Annotated in this window: 20 protein-coding genes; 16 read left to right on the top strand and 4 right to left on the bottom strand. The window is 33.9% G+C overall.

The features are described from left to right. The first annotated feature begins 295 nt into the window (after positions 1–295). The 9 genes from C1X07_RS25435 to sufD all read left to right on the top strand — a co-directional run bounded on the left by C1X07_RS25435 (position 296) and on the right by sufD (position 10,765). A complete protein-coding gene (locus tag C1X07_RS25435; RefSeq protein WP_103069133.1) occupies positions 296–2,992 on the top strand; it encodes a choice-of-anchor B family protein in 2,697 nt (898 codons plus the stop codon). 21 nt (positions 2,993–3,013) lie between these two features. Beyond that, a complete protein-coding gene (locus C1X07_RS06285) occupies positions 3,014–4,381 on the top strand; it encodes a hypothetical protein (RefSeq protein WP_103069132.1) in 1,368 nt (455 codons plus the stop codon). A 3-nt stretch (positions 4,382–4,384) separates the two neighbouring features. Further along, positions 4,385–5,158: an MbnP family protein gene (locus tag C1X07_RS06280; RefSeq protein ID WP_103069131.1), complete on the top strand. Its 774-nt coding sequence runs from the start codon at positions 4,385–4,387 to the stop codon at positions 5,156–5,158. Between the two features lie 8 nt (positions 5,159–5,166). Further along, entirely contained in the window at positions 5,167–6,213 is a 1,047-nt protein-coding gene (locus C1X07_RS06275; protein WP_394335664.1) for a cytochrome-c peroxidase, read from the top strand. A 133-nt stretch (positions 6,214–6,346) separates the two neighbouring features. Next, positions 6,347–6,676, top strand: a complete 330-nt coding sequence (locus C1X07_RS06270; RefSeq protein ID WP_103069129.1) for a HesB/IscA family protein — start codon at positions 6,347–6,349, stop codon at positions 6,674–6,676. Between the two features lie 37 nt (positions 6,677–6,713). Continuing rightward, a complete protein-coding gene (gene sufB, locus C1X07_RS06265; RefSeq protein ID WP_103069128.1) occupies positions 6,714–8,159 on the top strand; it encodes a Fe-S cluster assembly protein SufB in 1,446 nt (481 codons plus the stop codon). Positions 8,160–8,186: 27 nt separating this feature from the next. Continuing rightward, positions 8,187–8,582, top strand: a complete 396-nt coding sequence (locus tag C1X07_RS06260; protein ID WP_206604213.1) for a hypothetical protein — start codon at positions 8,187–8,189, stop codon at positions 8,580–8,582. A 47-nt stretch (positions 8,583–8,629) separates the two neighbouring features. Next, on the top strand, positions 8,630–9,382 hold the full coding sequence (gene sufC / locus C1X07_RS06255) for a Fe-S cluster assembly ATPase SufC (RefSeq protein ID WP_103069127.1): 753 nt from the start codon (positions 8,630–8,632) through the stop codon (positions 9,380–9,382). 69 nt (positions 9,383–9,451) lie between these two features. Then, positions 9,452–10,765: a Fe-S cluster assembly protein SufD gene (sufD, locus tag C1X07_RS06250; protein ID WP_103069607.1), complete on the top strand. Its 1,314-nt coding sequence runs from the start codon at positions 9,452–9,454 to the stop codon at positions 10,763–10,765. 68 nt (positions 10,766–10,833) lie between these two features. Here the strand turns inward: sufD and C1X07_RS06245 are convergent, their stop codons facing one another. Next, positions 10,834–12,186: a serine hydrolase domain-containing protein gene (locus C1X07_RS06245; RefSeq protein WP_103069126.1), complete on the bottom strand. Its 1,353-nt coding sequence runs from the start codon at positions 12,184–12,186 to the stop codon at positions 10,834–10,836. A 78-nt stretch (positions 12,187–12,264) separates the two neighbouring features. Here C1X07_RS06245 and C1X07_RS06240 point away from each other — a divergent pair, with 78 nt between their 5' ends. The 7 genes from C1X07_RS06240 to C1X07_RS06210 all read left to right on the top strand — a co-directional run bounded on the left by C1X07_RS06240 (position 12,265) and on the right by C1X07_RS06210 (position 17,373). After that, entirely contained in the window at positions 12,265–13,479 is a 1,215-nt protein-coding gene (locus C1X07_RS06240; protein WP_103069125.1) for an aminotransferase class V-fold PLP-dependent enzyme, read from the top strand. A 218-nt stretch (positions 13,480–13,697) separates the two neighbouring features. After that, complete coding sequence (locus tag C1X07_RS06235; protein WP_103069124.1) at positions 13,698–14,408, top strand: DUF4377 domain-containing protein; 711 nt, start codon at positions 13,698–13,700, stop codon at positions 14,406–14,408. A 40-nt stretch (positions 14,409–14,448) separates the two neighbouring features. Next, the gene (locus C1X07_RS06230) at positions 14,449–14,871 is read left to right on the top strand and encodes a SufE family protein (protein WP_103069123.1); all 423 of its coding nucleotides are present in this window, start codon (positions 14,449–14,451) and stop codon (positions 14,869–14,871) included. Between the two features lie 12 nt (positions 14,872–14,883). Further along, entirely contained in the window at positions 14,884–15,210 is a 327-nt protein-coding gene (locus C1X07_RS06225; protein WP_103069122.1) for a DUF59 domain-containing protein, read from the top strand. Positions 15,211–15,269: 59 nt separating this feature from the next. Further along, positions 15,270–15,707, top strand: a complete 438-nt coding sequence (locus C1X07_RS06220; protein ID WP_103069121.1) for a PaaI family thioesterase — start codon at positions 15,270–15,272, stop codon at positions 15,705–15,707. A 32-nt stretch (positions 15,708–15,739) separates the two neighbouring features. Further along, a complete protein-coding gene (locus C1X07_RS06215; RefSeq protein WP_103069120.1) occupies positions 15,740–16,249 on the top strand; it encodes a DUF2480 family protein in 510 nt (169 codons plus the stop codon). 176 nt (positions 16,250–16,425) lie between these two features. Continuing rightward, complete coding sequence (locus tag C1X07_RS06210; RefSeq protein WP_103069119.1) at positions 16,426–17,373, top strand: DUF3078 domain-containing protein; 948 nt, start codon at positions 16,426–16,428, stop codon at positions 17,371–17,373. A gap of 85 nt (positions 17,374–17,458) precedes the next feature. Here the strand turns inward: C1X07_RS06210 and C1X07_RS06205 are convergent, their stop codons facing one another. The 3 genes from C1X07_RS06205 to C1X07_RS06195 all read right to left on the bottom strand — a co-directional run bounded on the left by C1X07_RS06205 (position 17,459) and on the right by C1X07_RS06195 (position 22,397). After that, a complete protein-coding gene (locus tag C1X07_RS06205; protein ID WP_164914106.1) occupies positions 17,459–17,887 on the bottom strand; it encodes a GNAT family N-acetyltransferase in 429 nt (142 codons plus the stop codon). A gap of 119 nt (positions 17,888–18,006) precedes the next feature. Next, complete coding sequence (locus tag C1X07_RS06200) at positions 18,007–21,270, bottom strand: S41 family peptidase (RefSeq protein WP_103069117.1); 3,264 nt, start codon at positions 21,268–21,270, stop codon at positions 18,007–18,009. A 119-nt stretch (positions 21,271–21,389) separates the two neighbouring features. Next, on the bottom strand, positions 21,390–22,397 hold the full coding sequence (locus tag C1X07_RS06195) for an alpha/beta hydrolase family protein (protein WP_103069116.1): 1,008 nt from the start codon (positions 22,395–22,397) through the stop codon (positions 21,390–21,392). Positions 22,398–22,578: the final 181 nt, after the last annotated feature.

Raw genomic sequence — 22,578 nt, 5'->3', positions numbered from 1 at the left:
TTACCCGATATATTACTAAAAAGCTACATTATACTCCCCCGTACACACATTACTGATTTACAACAAACTATAACTTTACATCAAAATTTCCTTTAACCACAAAAGAAACGACTCTTCACACAGCAATGAATTTGTTAAAAATAGTTAAATAACGTTAAAGTACTATCAAATCCTTATTGTATTATCAAATAATCATAAGTAAAATTGATAAATTAGTTAAATTTTTAACCCATAAAACATTTTAAATATGAAAAAAACTTAGTTTTCTAAACTAACTCTTAAAATCACAAACTCAATGAAAAATTTTAAAATTACTCTTCTGCTGATAACTACAGCAGTTTTTTCCTATGGTCAGACCCCATGTCAAAATGGTCTAGCAGGTTCTTATCCTTGCAATGATTATGATCTAATGTCTCATATTTCACTTTCTGTCATGAATGCGAGTACTGGTAATGATAGCTGGGGCTGGACAGATCCTCAAAATGGTAAAGAATATGCCATTATTGGTTTAAACAACGGAACTGCGTTCATAGACGCCTCTAATCCAACCAATCCTATTTATCTTGGCAAAGTTCCAACTGCAACCTCTAATAGTACGTGGAGAGATGTAAAAGTATATAAAAATCATGCTTTTATCGTAAGTGAAGCTTCTGGTCATGGAATGCAGGTTTTTGACCTCACAAGATTACGAAATGTAACAAACCCTCCACAAACATTTACTCCAGACACAAGATATACCGAATTTGGAAATGCTCACAATATAGTGATCAATGAAGATTCTGGTTATGCTTATGTAGTTGGCGCCCAAAGAAATTCAGGTCCCTATAAAGGAGGACCTCTCTTTATTAATATCCAAGACCCTAAAAACCCTATTAACGCAGGTGGGTTTTTATCAGTAGGTCAGAGAGCCTACACTCACGATGCTCAGGTAATTACATATAATGGTCCAGATGCCGATTATACTGGAAAAGAAATATTAATTGGTAGCAATGAGATTGAAATAGTAATTGCAGATATAACCAATAAATCTAACCCAACAACAATATCTACTATAAAATACTCTGATGTTAAATATACACACCAGGGGTGGTTTACAGAGGATATGAAATATTTTATCTTAGGAGATGAACTGGATGAGCAAGGAGTTGGTTTTAACACTAGAACCGTAATCTTTGATTTTCAAGACTTAGACAATCCTAAATTTCATTTTAATTACTATGGACCAACTCCTGCCACTGATCATAATGGTTATGTAAAAGGGAATTTATTCTATTTAGCAAACTATAGAGCAGGAATAAGAGTCATTGATATTTCAAATATTGCAGCCAAAAGTATTACCGAAATTGGTTCTTTTGACACTTATCCTTCAAGTAATAGCGTAACAATGGATGGGGTTTGGAACGTGTATCCATATTTTAATAGTGGCAATATTGTAATTAGTGATATACAAGGCGGTTTTTTTTTAGTACGAAAAAGCAGCCCTGCGGTATGTCAAGCAACCGTTCCTACCGGAGTTACACCTTCAAACATTGGAGGGAATGCGGCTACCATTTCTTGGACAGCCGTCCCTAATGCTACTTACGATTTAAGATATCGCCAAACAGGAACCTCTACATGGACAACTACCACAGTAAATGGTGCCTCCTACACCATAACTAGTTTAACAGCCAACACATCTTATGAAGCGCAAGTAAGAAGCAAATGTCAAGACGGAACAACTTCTAACTATAGTGGATCTACTAATTTCACCACAACAGATATACAACTAAACTATTGTAACTCTAACGGAAATAGTGTAGCAGATGAATATATAAGTAATGTAAGCTTAGGAACAATCAACAATACAACAGGGGCTTCAACTGGTGGATACGCTGATTACACTTCAATATCGACAGATCTAACTATAGGAAACCCTCAAACAATTACTATAACTCCAACCTGGACAAATAATATCTACAATGAAGCATATAGTGTATGGATCGATTATAATCGAGATGGCGATTTTGTAGATTCTGGAGAGCAGGTATGGACTAAGACTGCTTCTAAGACAACACCTGTAAGTGGGGGATTCACAATTCCTTCAGGAACAGCAGAAGGGGCTACCAGAATGCGTGTTTCTATGAAATATAATGCCATACCAACACCATGCGAATCATTTCAATATGGAGAAGTTGAAGATTACACCATAAACATTACTACTGGAGGCGGAGGTAATCCAGGTTGTTCTTCAGGAATTTCTTCATTTCCATATAATGAAGGATTTGAAAACACTCTTGGTCTATGGACCCAATCCTCTACCGATAATATTGATTGGACCATCGATGCTAATGGAACTCCTTCAAGAAACACGGGACCCTCTAGTGCCGCACAAGGTTCCTATTATGCATATGTTGAAGCTTCAGCACCTTTAGGGCATCCTAATAAGCAAGCTATCCTAAACTCTCCATGTATAGACCTAACTAATCAAACTTCGGCAACTTTTTCTTTTGCATATCATATGTATGGCGCTACAGATATGGGTAGTTTTACTCTAGAGGCAAGCACCAATGATGGAACTTCATGGACTAGCATTTGGAACAAAACAGGAAATCAGGGAAATCTCTGGAAAACTGCTAATGTTAATCTCTCTTCTTATGTAGGAAGCAGTTTAAAATTGCGATTTAACAGGACAACTGGATCCACCTGGCAAGCAGATATCGCTATAGATAATCTTACTATTACAACCAGTGCTTCAAGAAGCGAAACGATTTCCTCAATAGAAGAAACTACTTTTTATATATTCCCTAATCCAGTTAAAGGAGATCTTTTAAGTGTTTTTATAGATGGTATTGAAAAGAATGCCGATTTTGAAATTAAGAACTTTATTGGGCAAGTAGTTGCCAAAGGTACTGTTACCAATACCATAAATGTTTCTAATTTAAAAACCGGAACTTACTTTATACAAATCGCAGCCAATGATCAAACATATACAAAGCGTTTTGTAAAAAACTAATTGATTAAATTTATAAAAAAAATGAAAACCCCTAAGTTCTTACATCTTAATTTCACATTCATTATTGCATTACTCACCATAATATCTTGCAGTAGTGACGACTCTACAAATACTACTGAGCCCGACGTAGTAGTTGACCCTGATCAAAATGTTACAAGAACCATAGAGTGGACAAAAACATTTGGTGGAAGCAATGAAGATAATGCCCTATCAGTAGTTGAGACTACTGATGGGGGTTATGCCATTGCCGGATATACACTAAGTGTAGACGGTGACATTACGGATAAGACAGCTACTGATAGTGATTATTGGGTTCTCAGGCTTACCAAAAATGGAGAAATAGCCTGGAGCAAAACCTATGGAGGCACTGGAGATGAAAGAGCAGAAAAAATTATCAAAACTAATGATAATGGCTACGCTGTTGTTGGATATAGCAGAAGTGCAGATGAAGATGTAACTATTAATGCTGGCTTACAAGATTATTGGATTGTTAAACTCGATACTAGTGGTAATATTCAATGGGAAAAAAGTTTTGGTTTCCCTGGTATTGACCGTGCTTTTTCTGTAGTACAAACCAATGATGGAGGGTATTTTATTACTGGATTCCTGGATGTAAGTGCCAGCAATGGTGATGGTAATGATAATGGCTCAAAACATGGAGTAGGAGAGTTTTGGGGTATAAAACTTGACGCTTCTGGTAATAAAGTATGGCGACGCTATTTTGGAGGAACCAATAACGATCGTAGCTATGATGTCGTTCAAACAGAGGATAATGGATTCTTAATGATCGGTTCTTCAGAAAGTATTGATTTTGACATTACCAATAGCAAAGGTAGTTATGATTTTTGGGCAGTAAAAGTAAACGCTGACGGGACCAAAGTATGGGAAAAATCCTATGGCGGATCAGAAATCGATGTAGGCTATGCAATCGCAACCTCCGGAGATGGAAAATATATAATCGTCGGAGACTCTAGAAGCGTTGATGGTGACATCTCTGGAGCCAAAGGAAATGCAGACCTGTGGATGATACAGATAGACGGAACCGGGAAAATCTTATGGGAAAAATCATTAGGCGGAACCCAGTTTGATACCGGTAGAGGAATTCACAAAATGCAAAATAATGGTTTTATCATTACTGGAAACTCCAGAAGTAACGATCTTGATCTTGACAAAAATAATGGACAAAGTGATGTTTGGAACATTATGATTGATAACACTGGAAAGATTCTTTGGAAATCTACTCTTGGAGGGAGTCAAGCCGAATTTGGAGAAGGATGTATAGAAACAAGTGATAAAAAAATTATTGTAGTCGGTAGCTCAGAAAGTAATGATTTTGACATACCGAATAACAAAGGTTCAAAAGACCTTATAATCATAAAATATAAATGAAAAATGAAAAAAATAACAATAATCACATTAACCTTTTTAATGGTTATATCATGTAAAAGTGATGATGACGATCAAACAACAGAACCTACGTTTGGATCAGTAAAAATTGACTTTAATAATGTTATAGATAACAAAACTATAGCATTAAACAATCTCTCTTATACTAATGATAGTAATGAAACCTATACCATTGCAGAATTAAAATACATAGTTAGTAACATTGTCCTTATCAAAGCAAATGGAGAAGAATTTAAATACCCTACAGAACAAAGCTATTTTTTGATCAATGAAGAAGTAGAAACCAGTAAAAGTGTTTCTCTTTCAGAAATTGCCTCAGGCGAGTATTCTAAAATTAAATTTGGTGTTGGCGTTGATCAGTCAAAATATCCTTTTGAATCGGGGATGGCTAACTTTATACCAACAGCAGAAGAAAATGCCATGGTATGGAATTGGTCTGCAGGATATATATTTTTTAAGTTTGAAGGAGGGTATACTACCAATGCAGGACCAAGTACTGATTTTTTAATTCATGTAGGAAGTCATGGTACTGCACTAGATAATTACAAAGAGATTACACTAGACCTCCCAAGCACATTAACTATTGCAGAAGGAGCAGAACCTATACTATTAATTAATGCTGATATAACTAAAGTTTTTGACAGTACAAACACACATTCTCTAGCAGTAAAAAATAGTATTCAAGTAGATCCGGAGTTTGCTCCCAAAATTGCAGAAAACGTAATGACCATGTTTAACGCGATTAGCATTACCAAATAACTATCATTTTGAAATTATTATCATACATATTTATTATCCTTTTCGGAACTGCTTGTAGCTCTGAAAAGGATAGTGAATATATCCCTATAGAAAACACAAAATTAGAATTTACTGTTCCTGCAAATTTCCCAGAACCAAGTTATAACATAACCCTTAACCCACCAACCGAAAAAGGTTTTGAACTTGGGAAAAAGCTATTTTATGACGGTCGTCTAGCTTCAGATGGTGTTATTTCTTGTGGTTTTTGTCATATTCAGGATTTTGCATTTACTCATCATACTCATATCGTAAGTCATGGAGTAGGCGGGGCTCTTGGCACACGCAATGCTCAACCCCTGCACAATATGGCATTTATGAAAGAATTCACTTGGGATGGAGCAGCAATTCATCTAGATCTGCAACCTATTATACCAATTACCGCAGAGGTTGAAATGAATGAAACATTTACCGGAATTATCAAAAAACTAGAAGAAAAACCCGAATATGTAAAGCTATTTGCAGAAGCATTTGATGATCAAAAAATCAATTCTGACAATATCCTTAAGGCTATATCTCAGTTTATGATTATGATGATTTCTGCAAATACAAAATATGATAAGATAGAAAGAAATGAAGGTTCTGTATTTACAGAAAATGAAGCAGCTGGATTTGAGCTTTTCAAAGCTAAATGTGCTTCTTGTCATAAAGGTACTTTGTTTACTGACCAATCTTATAGAAATAATGGATTAGCTATTGATCCCCAATATAATGATGTAGGAAGAAACCGTGTTACCGGATTATCAGAAGATTCCTATAAATTCAAAGTTCCTAGTTTAAGAAATATTGAACTTACTTTTCCTTATATGCATGATGGTAGATTGAAAACACTTGATGATGTGCTGGATCATTATGGCAACGGTATGGTCGATTCAGAAACATTAGACCCTATCTTCAAAAATCAAAATGGCACCTTAGGAATCCCAATGACAGAAAGTGATAAGCAATTAATTATTGCTTTCTTAAAAACACTTACCGATGATGATTTTTTGAATGATAATCGTTTTTCAGAATTTTAGAAACCTTTTTCTATCTCTATTATAGTTTTTGCCTATTCTAATATATGATAGATAAATGTTAGGTTTCGTGTATAAAATCTACTTATGTAGTATATTTGCATTCTATTTATAATTAATCTATTATACAATAAGTATGATCAAAGTATCTAATACAGCAAAAAAGAAGGTCGTTGAATTGATGAATGATGATGGGTTTGATGCTTCTACAGACTACGTGCGTGTAGGTGTAAAAAGTGGCGGATGTTCTGGTTTATCGTATGATTTAAAATTTGATAAAAACCAAGAAGATGGAGATAAGGTTTTTGAAGATAATGATATAAAAATCATTGTTGACAAAAAGAGTTTTCTTTACCTCATCGGTACCACTCTTGAGTATTCTGGAGGACTTAATGGTACCGGATTTGTATTTAATAACCCCAACGCAAGTAGAACTTGTGGCTGTGGAGAAAGTTTCTCCCTTTAATTGATAAAAAATCCTGAATTAATTTAGGATACAGAAGATGGCATATACTGAAGACGATTTAAAGAAAGAATTAGAAACCAAGGAATACGAGTACGGATTCTATACCGATATAGAATCAGATACTTTTCCTATTGGTCTTAATGAAGATATAGTTCGTGCAATTTCTAAGAAAAAAGAAGAGCCCGAATGGATGACAGAATGGAGATTAGAAGCATTTCGCATCTGGGAACAGATGGATGAGCCCGAATGGGCAAATGTTACTTATGAAAAACCCGATTTTCAAAGTATTTCTTATTATTCTGCCCCCAATAAAAAACCAAAATACAATAGTATCGATGAGGTGGATCCAGAATTACTAGATACTTTTAAAAAACTTGGAATTTCATTAGAAGAACAAAAGAAGTTAGCTGGAGTAGCCGTAGATATTGTTATGGATTCTGTTTCTGTAGCTACAACTTTCAAAGCAACTCTTGCCGAAAAAGGAATTATATTTTGCTCTATTTCTGAAGCTATTCAGGAACACCCTGAATTAGTTAAAAAATATATAGGATCAATAGTTCCTCAAAAAGATAATTTTTATGCCGCTTTAAACTCTGCTGTTTTTAGCGATGGTTCTTTTTGTTATATCCCTAAAGGTGTTCGTTGCCCAATGGAACTATCAACCTATTTTAGAATTAATCAAGCAGGAACAGGTCAATTCGAACGCACGTTGGTAATTGCCGATAAAGACAGTTATGTAAGCTACCTAGAAGGATGTACTGCTCCTTCTAGAGATGAAAATCAATTGCATGCTGCTGTTGTTGAATTAATAGCATTAGATGGTGCTGAAATAAAATATTCTACAGTGCAGAATTGGTATCCTGGTAATGCCGAAGGAAAAGGTGGGGTATATAATTTTGTAACCAAAAGAGGACTCTGTGAAAACAATGCCAAGATTTCATGGACACAGGTAGAAACAGGATCAGCAGTTACCTGGAAATATCCTTCGTGTGTACTCAAAGGAGATAATTCTGTAGGAGAATTTTATTCTATTGCAGTAACCAACAACTATCAACAAGCAGATACTGGTACAAAAATGATACACTTAGGCAAAAACACCAAGAGTACAATCATTTCTAAAGGTATCTCTGCAGGAAAATCCCAGAACAGCTACCGGGGATTAGTACAAATAAACAGTAGAGCAACTAATGCCCGTAACTTTTCACAATGTGATTCATTATTAATGGGCAATGAATGTGGAGCACATACGTTTCCTTATATAGAAGCAAAGAACAAAACTGCTCAGATAGAACATGAAGCTACTACAAGTAAAATAGGTGAAGATCAACTTTTTTATTGCAACCAACGAGGAATTGATACTGAAAAAGCAATTGCTTTGATTGTTAATGGTTTTAGTAAAGAAGTATTGAATAAATTGCCTATGGAGTTTGCAGTAGAAGCACAAAAACTTCTTGAAATTTCTCTCGAAGGTTCTGTCGGGTAATATTGTAAAACCAACAAATCTATATTAATGAAAAAATCATTTATCTTAATTACTCTAAGCCTGATACTATTTTCATGTAAATCTGAAAACAACAATAAAGAATCTGATTTGATTCGAGGAGAATTTATTCTTATTGATGATGCAGCTGTATTAAAAGGTAACGACTTTATATACGGTGTAGTGATTAACAAATTAACACATGAACTAGCAAAAAAAGTAAAACCATTACAGAGAGAAGAATACGATATGGTTCCTGTAGTGGTCAAAGGTATTATAAAACCTAACCCCGACCAAGGTTGGGAGGAAATAGTAGAAATAAAAGAAATTATTGGAGTAAGCGCCCCAACATCTGAATTGCCAACCAAAATTAAATCTTCAGAAAGTCAGGAAAACTCCAATATACATTTAAATAAAGAGAATTAAATACATAAATTATATCTCCCGTTTAAGAGATAAAAGCATTGTACAGCATGTTAGAAATAAATGATTTACACGCCAGTGTAGAAGGAAAAGAAATTTTGAAAGGGCTAAACCTTAATGTTAACGCAGGAGAAATCCATGCTATCATGGGACCTAATGGCGCAGGAAAAAGTACACTAGCCAGTATTGTTGCAGGAAAAGAGGAATATGAAGTTACAAAAGGTAAAATTCTTTTAGAGGGAGAGGATATCGAGGAGCTTGCGGCAGAAGAACGTGCTCATAAAGGTATTTTTCTGTCTTTTCAGTATCCTGTCGAAATCCCTGGCGTAACCGTTACCAATTTTATGAAAACGGCTATCAACGAAACTCGAAAAGCACAAGGACAAGAAGAAATGCCTGCTAAAGATATGCTGAAAAAAATTCGAGAAAAATCTGAGTTGCTAGAAATTGATCGTAAATTTTTATCCCGTTCGCTTAATGAAGGTTTCTCTGGAGGAGAAAAAAAACGTAATGAAATCTTTCAAATGGCGATGATGGAACCCAAATTAGCTATTTTGGATGAGACAGACTCTGGACTTGATATTGACGCCCTTCGAATTGTTGCAAATGGTGTGAACAAATTAAAGAGTGAAAATAATGCTATAGTAGTAATTACTCACTACCAAAGACTGTTAGATTACATCGTTCCTGATTTTGTACATGTTTTATATGATGGTAAAATCGTAAAATCTGGTACAAAAGAACTCGCTCTAGAATTAGAAGAAAAAGGATACGACTGGATTAAAGAAGAAATAAATGCGTAATTAGTTGGTTGTTACAGATTTTACGCAACTATTAAATCAATGACAAACAACAGACAATAAGCAATGAATATGGAGTTGAAAGATAAATTAGTATCTTCTTTTTTGGCGTTTGAAAACACTGTAGATGTGGATTCAACAGTGCATGATATAAGAAGCCGCGCTATTAAAACTTTTGAAGAAAAAGGATTTCCTACAAAAAAAGAGGAAGCGTGGAAATATACTTCTCTAAATACTGTATTAAAACATGACTATAGTATTTTCCCTAAAGAAGAAAAGGCACTAGAGTTTAAGGATATAAAAAAGTACTTTCTTCATGACCTTGATACATATAAAATTGTATTTATTGATGGTAAGTACTCTTCTCATCTATCCGAAACCACTCATGAAAAGATTGATGTGTGTTTAATGTCTTCTGCATTAACTCATGAAAAATATAGCCCAATAATTGAGAACTATTTCAATAAAATAGCTCCTCAGGATGGTCTTACTTCTTTAAACACCGCTTTTTCAAGAGAAGGAGCATATATTTATATTCCAAAAAACAAACTAGCAGACAAACCTATACAGATCATACATTTTTCTACAGGAAATGAATCTGCCCAGATGTTACAACCCAGAAACCTGATTATTGTTGGAGAAAATTCTCATGTACAAATTATCGAGAGACATCAGAGTTTAACAGAAAATCCTGTTTTAACCAATTCTGTCACCGAGATTTTTGCTGATAAAAGAGCTTTTGTGGATTACTATAAAATCCAAAATGATAATCAAAATGCTTCTTTAGTTGATAACACCTTTATAGAACAACATACACAAAGTATAGCATCAGTACATACTTTTGCTTTTGGAGGAAATATCACTAGAAATAACCTTAATTTCTATCAAAAAGGAGAAAGAATAGACTCTATCCTCAATGGAGTTACAATTATTGAAGGAAAGCAACATGTAGATCATAATACTTTGGTACACCATACAGAACCAAATTGTGAAAGCCATCAAGACTATAAAGGTATTTTTGATGAGAAAGCAACAGGTGTTTTTAATGGCAAAATCATTGTAAACAGAGAGGCTCAAAAGACTAATGCTTTTCAATCTAATAATAATATACTATTAAGTGATAAAGCAACTATAAACTCTAAGCCACAGTTAGAAATTTTTGCAGACGATGTAAAATGCTCACATGGTTGTACTATAGGACAATTAGATGACAATGCCTTGTTCTATATGCGCTCCAGAGGTATTGCAGAAAAAGAAGCTAGAGCTTTATTAATGTATGCATTTGCAAATAATGTCTTATCGAGTGTAAAAATACCTCAGCTAAAAAATAGAATTAATAAGCTTATTGCTAATAAGCTGGGAGTAAATATCGGTTTCGATTTGTAGAATCAATATTTACAAAATATATAAAATCACCGCCTAATCTATATAGATTAGGCGGTGATTTTATAATCTCATTCTATTGCACTTACCATTTCCTTAAGAAACGTATTAAAATCCACTCCTGCATCTCCAATGAGTCCAAAACGTACAATTACCAAATCTTTAGACGGGATAATAAATACACGTTGTCCCTGAAATCCATTTGCAGAAAACATATCTTTTGGTGCATCAGGGTAAAAACCTCCTGCATTTAGCCAAAAATGTCCTCCATAATCTCCTTCAGAAGTAGGGCTTGGAGTGGTTATATAATCAAACCATTGGGTGTTAAAAATCTGATTTCCATTCCAATCTCCTTTATGTAGGTATAATAATCCAAATTTACCCCAATCTCTTACCGTTGCCCAAGCATAGGATGAACCCACATAATTGCCAGCCATATCTGTTTCTATAAGCATAGAATTCATTCCGATTTTATCAATAAACTCACGATACGGAAAATCTAGATATTCTTGATAGGTAGAAAATTGTTTTCTCAAAATTCCTGATAGTAAATTCGAAGTCCCAGAAGAATAATACCAATATTCATTTGGCTTATGAATTGCTTTCTTATGAATCTGTGAAGAAGTCATATCCTTATCGACATATAACATTTTTGTGACATCAGAAATTGAGCCGTAGTCTTCGTCCCATTCTAAACCACTATTCATTTGCAATAAATTATTGATCGTTATCTCTTTTCTTTCATCATTTTGCCATGCTGATATAGGAGCTTTGTCCTCAATGTTAATTTTGCCTTGTGTCTGGAGTACTCCATAGGTAGTACTAAGAATACTTTTGGTCATAGACCATCCTAATAATTTAGAATTTTTATCTAACTCATCAATATATTTTTCTGCAATGATCTGATCTTTATACAGTACTAGTACCGCTCTTGTTTTCTTTATATTTTCCTCATTGGTATCAAAAATAGAAGCCACTACTCTATTCACTTTATCATAATCAATATCACCAAAAACAGTGTCTTTTTGTTCTAACTCTCCATATGGATAAGGCAATCCCGTGTTTATTTTGGTTCTATACGGTACTAAAACCGGTTTGTTTTCATCAAAGTCATCATCAATCAGCACACTTCCTAGTCCATCTCTATAGATAGCTTTTCTTTCTTTAAGCCCAAAAACAGAAGCAACAGCAGTTTTCTTCTTCATATTCACCTCATCATCAGCCAAGTGAACAGGAGAGAAATTATTGTCATTTACATCAGTAAATTCCAAACTACGATTTCCAATAAAAACTGATGAATTCATATGTTTTGCAGAATACCCCGTTAGTATTGTGAGCTTGGGGTAATTCATAACAACAACAATACATATTCCTACAAAAAGTAGAAGAAATAGAACTTTTATTATTTTTTTAAATCGTTTCATCATACAAAGGGTTAAATCATTCTAAAAATAGGCAATCCTAATTAGAAATACTTACTACTTTTGCAGAAAGAAATTGATATGTTAGATGTACTAAAAATTAGAGAAGATTTTCCTATCCTAAAAAGAGAAGTAAATGGAAAACCTTTGGTATATTTTGATAATGCGGCTACTTCACAAACACCGCAGGTTGTTATCGATGCTATAGTAGATTATTATAGTAACTACAATGCTAATATCCATCGAGGGGTACATACGCTTTCTCAAGAAGCTACAGATGCCTATGAAATCGCTCGAAAAAAAGTGCAGGAACATTTTAATGCAAAACTCACTCATGAGATTATTCTTACCTCTGGAACAACTCATAGTATCAATATCATAGCTACTGGTTTTACAAACCTTCTTTCTAAGGGTGATGAGATTATCGTTTCTGCCCTAGAGCATCATTCTAATATTGTACCATGGCAAATGCTCTGTGAGCGTTCTGGTGCAATTCTCAAAGTTATCCCAATGAATCAAGAAGGAGAACTGGTAATGGACGTCTATGATCAATTACTTTCTGATAAAACCAAGCTTGTTTTTACCAATCATATCTCTAATGCATTAGGAACAATAAACCCTATTGAGGAAATTATTGAGAAAGCACATGCCGTGGGCGCTGCAGTATTGATAGATGGTGCACAATCCTGCCCGCATATCAAACCAGATGTTCAGAGTTTGGATGTAGATTTTTATGTTGCCTCTGCTCATAAACTTTGTGGACCAACAGGAGTGGGTATGCTCTACGGAAAAGAGGAATGGCTAAACAAAATTCCACCATATCAAGGTGGGGGAGAAATGATTGAACAGGTTACCTTTGAAAAAACCACTTACGCTGGTCTACCACATAAGTTTGAAGCCGGTACTCCTAACATTTGTGGCGGTATCGCTTTTGGGGCAGCATTGGATTATATGAATACTATTGGATTTGATGCTATTGCAACATATGAAAATCAATTGCTTGAATACGGCACACAAAAATTACTAGAAATAGATGGATTGAAAATCTATGGTACATCCAAAAACAAAACCTCTGTAATTTCTTTTAATCTTGAGAATATCCACCCATATGATGTAGGAACCATTGTCGATAAACTAGGTATTGCAGTGAGAACTGGACATCACTGTGCACAACCGATTATGGATTTCTATAAAATACCAGGAACCATAAGAGCTTCTTTTTCATTTTATAACACAAAAGAAGAAATAGATGCCTTGGTAGAAGCGGTAAAAAAAGCAAAAATGATGTTGAGCTAGAACTACTGAAATTCTACCCAAGTTATTCACTATTGTTTTTTTTGTTAAAAGATAAAACAAAAATGTAATTTTTATCGTTTATAGTGTTCAACACTCTTTACAATACTATAATAGTAAATCTATTATCACAGTAATAAAAAAAGCAAACAGGAGCTACGTCTGAGATAAAATAATCTCGTATATCGTTTTGATGCTTTTTTGCAAAATACAGTATAGACATGAACAAGGTTATTATCGTAATAAGTCTTATGCTTTTGTTTTCTTCCTGCCAAGAAACCAAAAGAATTTTTATAAGTAGCCATCTATCAGATTGTGTTGGGGTGGCTCCTCAAAAATGTTTATTATATAAAGAAAATCGTGCAGATAAGTGGTCTCTTTTCTATGATACCATAGAAGGCTTTGAGTATGAAGAAGGGTATGCTTATGAGATTGAGGTTGTGATAACCAAAATCGAAAACCCTCCTGCAGATAGTTCTTCATTACGATATACCTTGATTAAGGTTGTCTCCAAAGAAAAAGATGATGCTATAGCTCAGAACACTTCTATAACACCTCTTAAAAAACAACACAAAATAATTAATATCGAATATGAGGCACTCTCTATGGCTTCTTTTTTTCAAGTTAATCTTAGCCAAAATCTTATCGAAAAAGCTATAGATAGAGATTTAAAAAATGTTCAGTCAAAAAAGTGCTCAGACAGGGATTGGAATTCTATTCTTTCTCTTCTAAAGAATATCAACCTCCAAAAGATTCATGAGCTAAAATCTCCAACAGAAAAACGTTTTTTTGATGGTGCTCCTCATGCGCAATTAAAGATTATTTCTCAAACCAATACATTTACTTCGGCTGGTTTTGATCATGGTTACCCCCCAAAAGAAATACAACAATTAGTTAATACTATACTATCATTGGCAGAAAGTATTGAATAGCATTAATTCTTATTGTATTTTTGTTGAAAATTTACACGGAATGACAATTCAAGAAATTCAGGAAGAGATCGTTGATGAGTTTGGTATGTTTGACGATTGGATGCAACGGTACGAATATATGATCGAACTAGGAAAGTCACTTCCGCTTATTGAAGAGAAATATAAAACAGAAGATAATATCATCAAAGGGTGCCAAAGTAAGGTGTGGGTGCATGCGGATATGAAAGATGACAAAGTAGAATTTACTGCAGATAGTGATGCCATTATTACCAAAGGTATTATTGCGATATTAATACGTGTGTTTTCTGGTCAACATCCTGCAGAGATTATTAAAGCAGATACCGGTTTTATTGACGAAATTGGATTAAAAGAACATTTGTCTCCAACACGTGCTAATGGATTAGTAAGCATGGTAAAGCAGTTAAAATTATATGCAATTGCTTATCAAACCCAATTGAATTAAAGAGTATAGAATATGAGTGAAGTCGCTATAGATACAAACGAATTAGGAGAAAAAATCGTTAGAGTTTTAAAAACAATTTACGATCCAGAAATTCCTGTTGACATATATGAATTAGGGTTAATTTATGACGTATTTGTCAATGAAGATTATGATGTAAAAATCCTAATGACACTAACTTCTCCTAATTGTCCGGTTGCAGAATCTTTGCCCGAAGAAATACGAGAAAAAGTAAAATCTCTGGATGAAGTAAACGATGTAGAAATGGAACTTACCTTTGATCCACCATGGTCACAAGATTTAATGAGTGAAGAAGCTAAATTAGAATTAGGAATGCTTTAGTTCGCGCCTTTTTAGAAAACGCTTTTAATGTTATTTTCTTAAATTATTAAACAAGGAAAATGAGTTCTGAACACTATAGTAAGTTAGAGAGAATGTATCTACAAGCGAATATTAATACCCAATTGTACGATACAACTACTGTCAAAATTTCTGAAGGCTTAGCTCAAATAGAACTTAAAATTTCTGAAAAATACTTCCATGCATTAGGAGCAATACATGGTTCTGTATATTTTAAACTATTAGATGATGCTGCCTTTTTTGCTGTAAATTCTATTGTAGAAGATGCTTTTGTACTTACTACCTCATTTAATATTAATTTAATACGCCCTGTACATAAAGGAGCTATTACTGCGATTGGAAAGATAAAATCCAAATCCCGAACTCTCTTTGTAGCAGAATCTACTCTATACAATGAAGAAGGTAAAGAAGTTGCTTTTGGGACAGGAAACTTTGCAAAAAGTAAAATAGAGTTGTCAGAGAAAATAGGATACAAATAAAAATCTGTTTAAAGAATAAAAATGACCATACAATGGCCGAAGAAATTGTAAATAGAGTCGCAAATAACAAAAACCTAATCACTTTTGATTTAGAGGATTATTATCCTAATGGAAACCGCGTGCTTTTTGACATTAAAGATTGGCTTTTTGAAGGGTTACTTCTACGTGAAAAAGATTTTAGGAAACAAGTTTCAGAACATGATTGGAGCCAATATAAAGACGCCTATGTTGCATTAACATGCTCTACAGATGCCATTATTCCGGGGTGGGCCTATCTTTTGCTAACAAGCTCGTTATTCCCATTTGCAAAAAAAGTGGTGGTAGGTTCATTAGAGACTTTAGAAACTATCCTTTATGTTGAAATCTTAAATAACCTTGATGTTTCAGAGTATCAAAACAAACTTATTATTATAAAAGGGTGTACTAATAAACCGGTACCTGAGGGAGCCTATATTGATTTAATCCAAAAGTTACAACCTGTTGCCAAAAGTATTATGTATGGAGAGGCATGTTCTGCAGTTCCTTTGTATAAAAAGAAGTAAATCCTTTTGTCTACAAATACTGTCTTTTGTCGAAAAACACTCGTCTGATAGTATGTTTTTAAAGTGAAAAACGTTACTTAAAATATATTTGCCAACATAAAAATTTACACTGGTTATTTAGCAAAATTCAACTAGTACTGAATAACCTTGATTAAATTCCTTAAAACTATCATCACATGAAAAAAACATTGTTAACAGTAGTTCTATTAATTGGTTCTACGGTTTTATTTGCTCAAGAAGAAACAAAAAAAGACGAAGCTCCAAAAGAGGGATGGACCAGAGGAGGAAATATTAGTTTCTTATTTAATCAATCCGCTTTTAATGCCGATTGGTTAGGGGGAGGTACATCAAATATAGCAGGTAATTTATCGCTAACTTACGACTTTAATTATCGCAAAGGTGATATCACCTGGGATAATAAAATTATTGCAGATTATGGTCTGACAAAACTTAAGGATCAAGAGTTTACTCGTAAAACAAATGATCGATTTGAATATAACTCCTTATTAGGTAAACAGATCAAAGAATCTAATTGGTACTATTCTTTTTTCTTAAACTTTAGAACACAGTTTGACAAAGGATATGAATTTGGTGAAGAGACTGTACTTGATGGTACTGGTACTGTTATCGGAACAAGAGAAACCCGAACAGAAACTACTCATATATTCTCTCCTGCATTTTTACAATTTGGTCCTGGTATGTTATGGAAAAAGAGTGACAATTTAAAAGTGAATATTGCTCCTGCTACTGCCAAGTTTATCTTTGTAGATGGTGATTTTACAGAACAGGCGAGCCAGGCAGAAATAGATTTGTTTAATGAAGCAGGCGGTTATTTTGGGGTAGAAGCAAACGAGACTTCGCGTTTTGAGTTTGGTGCAGCTCTTAATGGATATGCCAAATTTGATATTATGAAAAATATATCTATGGAGAATATTCTGAATCTATACTCTAATTACTTAGAAGACCCTCAAAATGTAGATATTGATTATACTGCCAATATTGTAATGACAATAAATAAATACTTGTCTACAAACGTTACTTTTCAGGCAATCTATGATGATAATGCTGTTGGAGCATTTCAGATTAGAGAAGTATTTGGACTAGGAGTTAACTACGGATTCTAAAACCAAGAAAGTTACTATAAAAAAGGGGGCTTTTATTCTAAAAGCCCCCTTTTTTACTTATTTGTTGATTTTCTACCTTATTAGCTTATAGTTGCATAAGAAATTGATCATCATCTTGGCTGATTATACCAAAACCTATTCGCTCATATAGCTTCTTGGCGGGGTTTTCTTTTAATACTTTTAATTGTAATCTCTTATTCAAATCTCTGGATTTTGTAACTAAATCTTCAATCAAGCTTTTCCCAACCCCCTGACCTTGATAATCGGGTAATATTTGTATTTGTAATATTTCTATTGTGTCTTCTCTCTCTTCATACTTCAGTACTCCTACCTTTTTGTTTGATTTGAATACAACAAAAGCACACTCATAATTAAAATTTACTCTGGATAAATGCTCTGCATCTGATAAATTAATCCCTGCTTTTTCTAAGTGTTCGACCATAGTTAACTTTCTTAAACCAAATAAGAAATCTCTATCTGTTGCCTGCGCTTTTATTAGTTTTAATTTTTCCATAAATGATACCATAGAATTACGAATATACCTCAATTTATAAAACCTGATAGACTAAAATACCAATGCAATAAAAGCGAAAAGAATTGTCCTCTCGCTTTTATTTTTAGACAAAATCACTATTATTTAGATCGATCCTCTGCCAAAGGTACTTTGTTTTTAGGTTTGCTATCATTTGCCTTAAGGGTTTTCATGATTTCATCTATTGCACCATCCAGCTGTATATCCACTCCTTGTGCATCTTTTCCTGGGTTTTCAGGAATATATACATCAGGTTCTACCCCGTGTCCTTCTGCAAACCATGTTCCGTCTGGATTATACATTCTAAAAGTAGGTACTGTTACATACCCTCCATCGATCAATTCTGGAGATCCTGAAATACCAATAAGTCCTCCCCAGGTTCTTGTGCCAATTAGTGGTCCTATTTTTCTTTTCTTAAAATAGTCAGGAAAAGCATCTCCTCCACTACCACTCCATCCATTGATAAGCATTACCTTTGGTCCATAATGCCCTCTCGGAGGCCATGCCCAATCCTTACCGTCTCTTACTTTGTAGTAACTTAATAATGGTCTGTTTAACAATTCTACAAATCTATCAGGAATTTGCCCTCCATTATTAAAACGCTCATCAATAATTAACCCGTCTTTATGATGCTGTGCATAGAACATTCTAACCAGCTCTTCTTGCCCATCTATTCCTGTACTTGGCACATAAATGTATCCTATTCTCCCACCAGACTTTTTATCTACATATTTTCTCATTTTTTCAATCCATGCAAGATTTCTAAGTCGCCTTTCACTTCTTATAGGCTGTACAAGATATTTCTTGCTATTCTTTCCCTCTGGTGTTTTGCTAACCGTGATTTCTATGGTTTGACCTGCTTTTCCTTCTAATGCCACATAAGGATCTACATAGTCTGTTAATTCGATTCCATTAATCTGTAATATATAATCACCTTCTTCAACCAATACACCTGGCTTTTTTAGGGGCGATTTCACTTCAGTATCCCATGGTGCAGGTTCGATAATTCTTTTTATTCTATACTTCCCTTGATTCATTTCCCAATCAATCCCTAAATAACCAGAGGGTTTATATGTACTTCTTACTACGTCTCCACCTCCTCTATAAGTATGTGATGCATTTAATTCTGCGATTAGTGCTCCTGTTATTTTGTTCAGATCATTTCGACTTGCTGCATATTCAATCAACGGCTCATATTTGTTTTTCATAGCTTCCCAATCTAGCCCATGTAGATTCTTATCATAGAAAAAGTCTCTTTCTAATCGCCATACATCCATAAAAATTTGCCTCCACTCCTCTTTAGGGTTGACCGTCATTTCCATTTTAGAGGTGTCTATATGATCTTTTAGAGATTGATCAGCATCGACTTTGATGATGCCCATTTTTTCTCCACTAAACACTAGTAGGTTCTTTTTATCAAAAGAAAGCTCATAGTTATCTACATCCTCTAAGATTGTTTTTTCTTCGTCTTCTTCAAAATCGTAATATTTAAGAACTGATTTTTCTCCTTTAGAACCGGTTCTAGGGCGTTTTAAGAAAATGATTTTGTTTTGGGCTGCACGTATTCCTCCTGTATTACCTAACTCTACTGGTAAAATAATCATTCTGGCTTCTATCCCGTCAAAATCAATACGGATTGGTTTTATATCTTCATTTTTCTCTTCTTCGTCTTTCTTTTTGTCTTTTGGCTCTTTTTTCTTTTTATCATCTTCATTGATAGCAACCTCATCATTTTTTAATTCAATGGGGTGTACCGCCTCTTTTGTCAGTGGGATAATTCCTATTTTGGTAGCATTTGGATACGTCCAACTATTATCATAATCACTATAAACCGGGTCGAAAGTTCTGTTGGTTGTACAGTAGATATATTCATTATCAGCAGAAAACACAGGGCTGGCATCATTATAAAAAGCAGAAGTAATCGTATTTTTCTTCTTTTTCTCTATATCATATATTATGATATGTTGGTTTCCGTTTTCATGAGAATTTGCATACGTTATATATTTACTGTCGTTTGACCAACTTACAGAAAACCCTCTTAAACTACCTTCAAACAATTGAATTTCCTGATCAATTTGACTAATAGTATTCTCGGATATGTCTGCAAGTTTTATACGCATCTCCTGGTCTACAAAAACTAGTTTTTTACTGTCTGGAGACCAAAACAATTCATACCTAAATCCTGGACCCTGATATGCAATTTGTTTTTCAGTATTAGTTTTCAGGTCTCTAACCATTAGCTCATACTCCCCTGTTTGATCACTCCAATATGCGATATACCTTCCATTAGGTGACCAACTAGGGTATCGCTCTGCGATACCGCTTGTACGTGTTAGATTTATAGTTATTCCCTCTTTTTTAGGAACAGAAAAGATATCTCCTCGTGCGCCAACAATAACTCTATTGCCATCGGGAGCAATCCCTACACTATGAATATACTTTTCTGCTTTTTTAACTTGTGGTTTTAATGCGATAAAGTCTCCTGTAGCATTTATTGCTATTTCTTTTGTTGTTTTGGTTTTCAAATCTAAAAGATGAAGCTTTCCTCCTGCTTCAAAAACCATCTCAGACACTCCTATAGAAGGGCGTTCTATATCAAATTCATTAAAAAATGTAATTTGTTCATGTTGCTTGGATTGCAGATTATACTTCCAGATATTAAATTTTTTGGAAGAATCTCTATCCGAAAGGTAATAGAGGTCATCATTATCCCACATTGGTAATTCATCATTACTGTCATTTTGGGTAATATTCTCTGAAGTCAGATTTTTTAGATTAAAGAGATAAATATCAGAAGCCATTCCTCCTCTGTATCTTTTCCAATTTCTGCTAAGCCTTGATTTGTCTGTCATGGCTACAAGATTACCATTAGTATGTAAGTCTAATTCTTCAACTTTATTTATAGGTATTCTTATTGGTAACCCTCCTTGAATAGATATTTTAAATGCTTTAGAAAAACGCTCTTTTTCGCTTTCCATTCTAGAGGTGTAGATTAAAAATTTACCGTCTTGAGTCCAGCCTTTAATATTATCAGACATTCCATGCGTAGTGATACGTTTGGGTACACCTCCGGTTACAGGAATTGTATAAATGTCTACATTGCCATCATAGTTGGTATTAAAAGCGATTGTTTTTCCATCTGGAGAAAATTTTCCCATGGCTTCTCGACCATATTTGGTCGTTAATCGATGTGCATTACCTCCTTGTTTATTAACAATCCACAAATCATCTGCATAAGTAAAACAAATCTGAGTAGCAGAAACATCCGGATATTGTATCATTTTTGCTGGTAACTGACCATAATTTACGTATGGTAGCAAATACAATAGAGTAAATAATGAAACACTCTTTGCGAAATTTTTCATAAAAAAGATTTTTTTTGATTGATGTATGTTGTTTTTATTATGACCTACAATTATTTAAAATGTTACATCCAATGATCTGATAATTAATTTTTTCACTGAAGATTAAATGCCTAACTATTTTATTCTTTATTTACCCACTTTAAAAAGTCATCAAAAACATCATTAAAATGCTCTTCAAACTTTCCCTTCACAATTTCTTTTCCAAATCCATGATCAAGATTTGGGTAAGCCTTAAATGTCAAATTATCCTTTTTATGCCTAATAAATTCTATGGGTATTAAATAGGCTGACTCTATTGGTACCGATCGGTCTTTTGTTCCGATAGCTACAAATATTGGTTTGTTAATCTTTAATAAATTATCAATAGGAGGTTCACAAAAATGACTCCATCTATTGTAGCTATTGTTTTTTCCTTTCCAAAATTTATCTATTGCATTAGGATTTGCCATTATATCCTTTAGATCATAGAAAAGAGTGTCTATTTTAGCCTGTGCCTCCTCTTCGCTTAACTGTTTTGTATCCACTTTTTTTCTAATAAAAGTTACAAAATCAAGGAATTGAGTATATCCTCCTCCAGACCAATAGCCAAAATGAGTTATATCTGTATTTATTGTCCCCAATTTAGCAACGACATCACTTCCTTCAGAATGCCCCAAAGCAATAATTTTTTTGAAGTGATTTTTATGTTTTCTCATTAAATCATTAACTACTTGATCTACCTGAAATGTTCTATACCCAAGCGTTTGGTTTTTATAATATAACTCAGAAATAGGGATATCTTCATCCAAAACGGTACAAAAAGGTATGTCTTTTTTTGAAATCAACACGAAAAGATAATTCTCTGGAATGCTTTTAAGCTTTATAGGTACTGTGGTTCCTATCCATAATTTTCCATTTTCTCTTTTTGCCTGATATAAAGAATATGCTTTAGAGCCTTGAATATAAAGCAGTATAGTCGTTAGAGAATCAAAACTTTGCTTAGAGTAGGTATGATACCGTATTGTATCATTTTCCAATTCAATAGAATGATGTTGATACATATTCAAATCCTTATCGCACTGAGCAAAAGACAGTTTGTAAATACTTAGAAAAAAGGTTACTATAATTGCTAATCTTGTATATCTCATGGTATGTTTCAATTCTAATTAACAGTAAAATATTTAAGTAAGATTTCTACGTGTTACCGTATAGTTTTTGATAAATGCCGAGACACTAACTTTATTCCAAAAATATCTTAAACACCTTTTCTTTTTATCTATTTTTGACACATTAACCTACAGTTAACGTTAATATAGTATGTAATTACCA

The sequence above is a fragment of the Aquimarina sediminis genome (assembly GCF_002895435.1).
Lineage (GTDB): Bacteria > Bacteroidota > Bacteroidia > Flavobacteriales > Flavobacteriaceae > Aquimarina > Aquimarina sediminis.
This window is presented reverse-complemented; position numbering and strand designations above follow the sequence as displayed.

Excerpts from the sequence above, each read along its gene's own strand:
- C1X07_RS25435 (WP_103069133.1), top strand. The coding sequence starts at position 296 with ATGAAAAATTTTAAAATTACTCTTCTGCTGATAACTACAGCAGTTTTT.
- C1X07_RS06285 (WP_103069132.1), top strand. The coding sequence starts at position 3,014 with ATGAAAACCCCTAAGTTCTTACATCTTAATTTCACATTCATTATTGCA.
- C1X07_RS06280 (WP_103069131.1), top strand. The coding sequence starts at position 4,385 with ATGAAAAAAATAACAATAATCACATTAACCTTTTTAATGGTTATATCA.
- C1X07_RS06270 (WP_103069129.1), top strand. The coding sequence starts at position 6,347 with ATGATCAAAGTATCTAATACAGCAAAAAAGAAGGTCGTTGAATTGATG.
- sufB (WP_103069128.1), top strand. The coding sequence starts at position 6,714 with ATGGCATATACTGAAGACGATTTAAAGAAAGAATTAGAAACCAAGGAA.
- C1X07_RS06260 (WP_206604213.1), top strand. The coding sequence starts at position 8,187 with ATGAAAAAATCATTTATCTTAATTACTCTAAGCCTGATACTATTTTCA.
- sufC (WP_103069127.1), top strand. The coding sequence starts at position 8,630 with ATGTTAGAAATAAATGATTTACACGCCAGTGTAGAAGGAAAAGAAATT.
- sufD (WP_103069607.1), top strand. The coding sequence starts at position 9,452 with ATGGAGTTGAAAGATAAATTAGTATCTTCTTTTTTGGCGTTTGAAAAC.
- C1X07_RS06245 (WP_103069126.1), bottom strand. The coding sequence starts at position 12,186 with ATGAAACGATTTAAAAAAATAATAAAAGTTCTATTTCTTCTACTTTTT.
- C1X07_RS06240 (WP_103069125.1), top strand. The coding sequence starts at position 12,265 with ATGTTAGATGTACTAAAAATTAGAGAAGATTTTCCTATCCTAAAAAGA.
- C1X07_RS06235 (WP_103069124.1), top strand. The coding sequence starts at position 13,698 with ATGAACAAGGTTATTATCGTAATAAGTCTTATGCTTTTGTTTTCTTCC.
- C1X07_RS06230 (WP_103069123.1), top strand. The coding sequence starts at position 14,449 with ATGACAATTCAAGAAATTCAGGAAGAGATCGTTGATGAGTTTGGTATG.
- C1X07_RS06225 (WP_103069122.1), top strand. The coding sequence starts at position 14,884 with ATGAGTGAAGTCGCTATAGATACAAACGAATTAGGAGAAAAAATCGTT.
- C1X07_RS06220 (WP_103069121.1), top strand. The coding sequence starts at position 15,270 with ATGAGTTCTGAACACTATAGTAAGTTAGAGAGAATGTATCTACAAGCG.
- C1X07_RS06215 (WP_103069120.1), top strand. The coding sequence starts at position 15,740 with ATGGCCGAAGAAATTGTAAATAGAGTCGCAAATAACAAAAACCTAATC.
- C1X07_RS06210 (WP_103069119.1), top strand. The coding sequence starts at position 16,426 with ATGAAAAAAACATTGTTAACAGTAGTTCTATTAATTGGTTCTACGGTT.
- C1X07_RS06205 (WP_164914106.1), bottom strand. The coding sequence starts at position 17,887 with ATGGAAAAATTAAAACTAATAAAAGCGCAGGCAACAGATAGAGATTTC.
- C1X07_RS06200 (WP_103069117.1), bottom strand. The coding sequence starts at position 21,270 with ATGAAAAATTTCGCAAAGAGTGTTTCATTATTTACTCTATTGTATTTG.
- C1X07_RS06195 (WP_103069116.1), bottom strand. The coding sequence starts at position 22,397 with ATGAGATATACAAGATTAGCAATTATAGTAACCTTTTTTCTAAGTATT.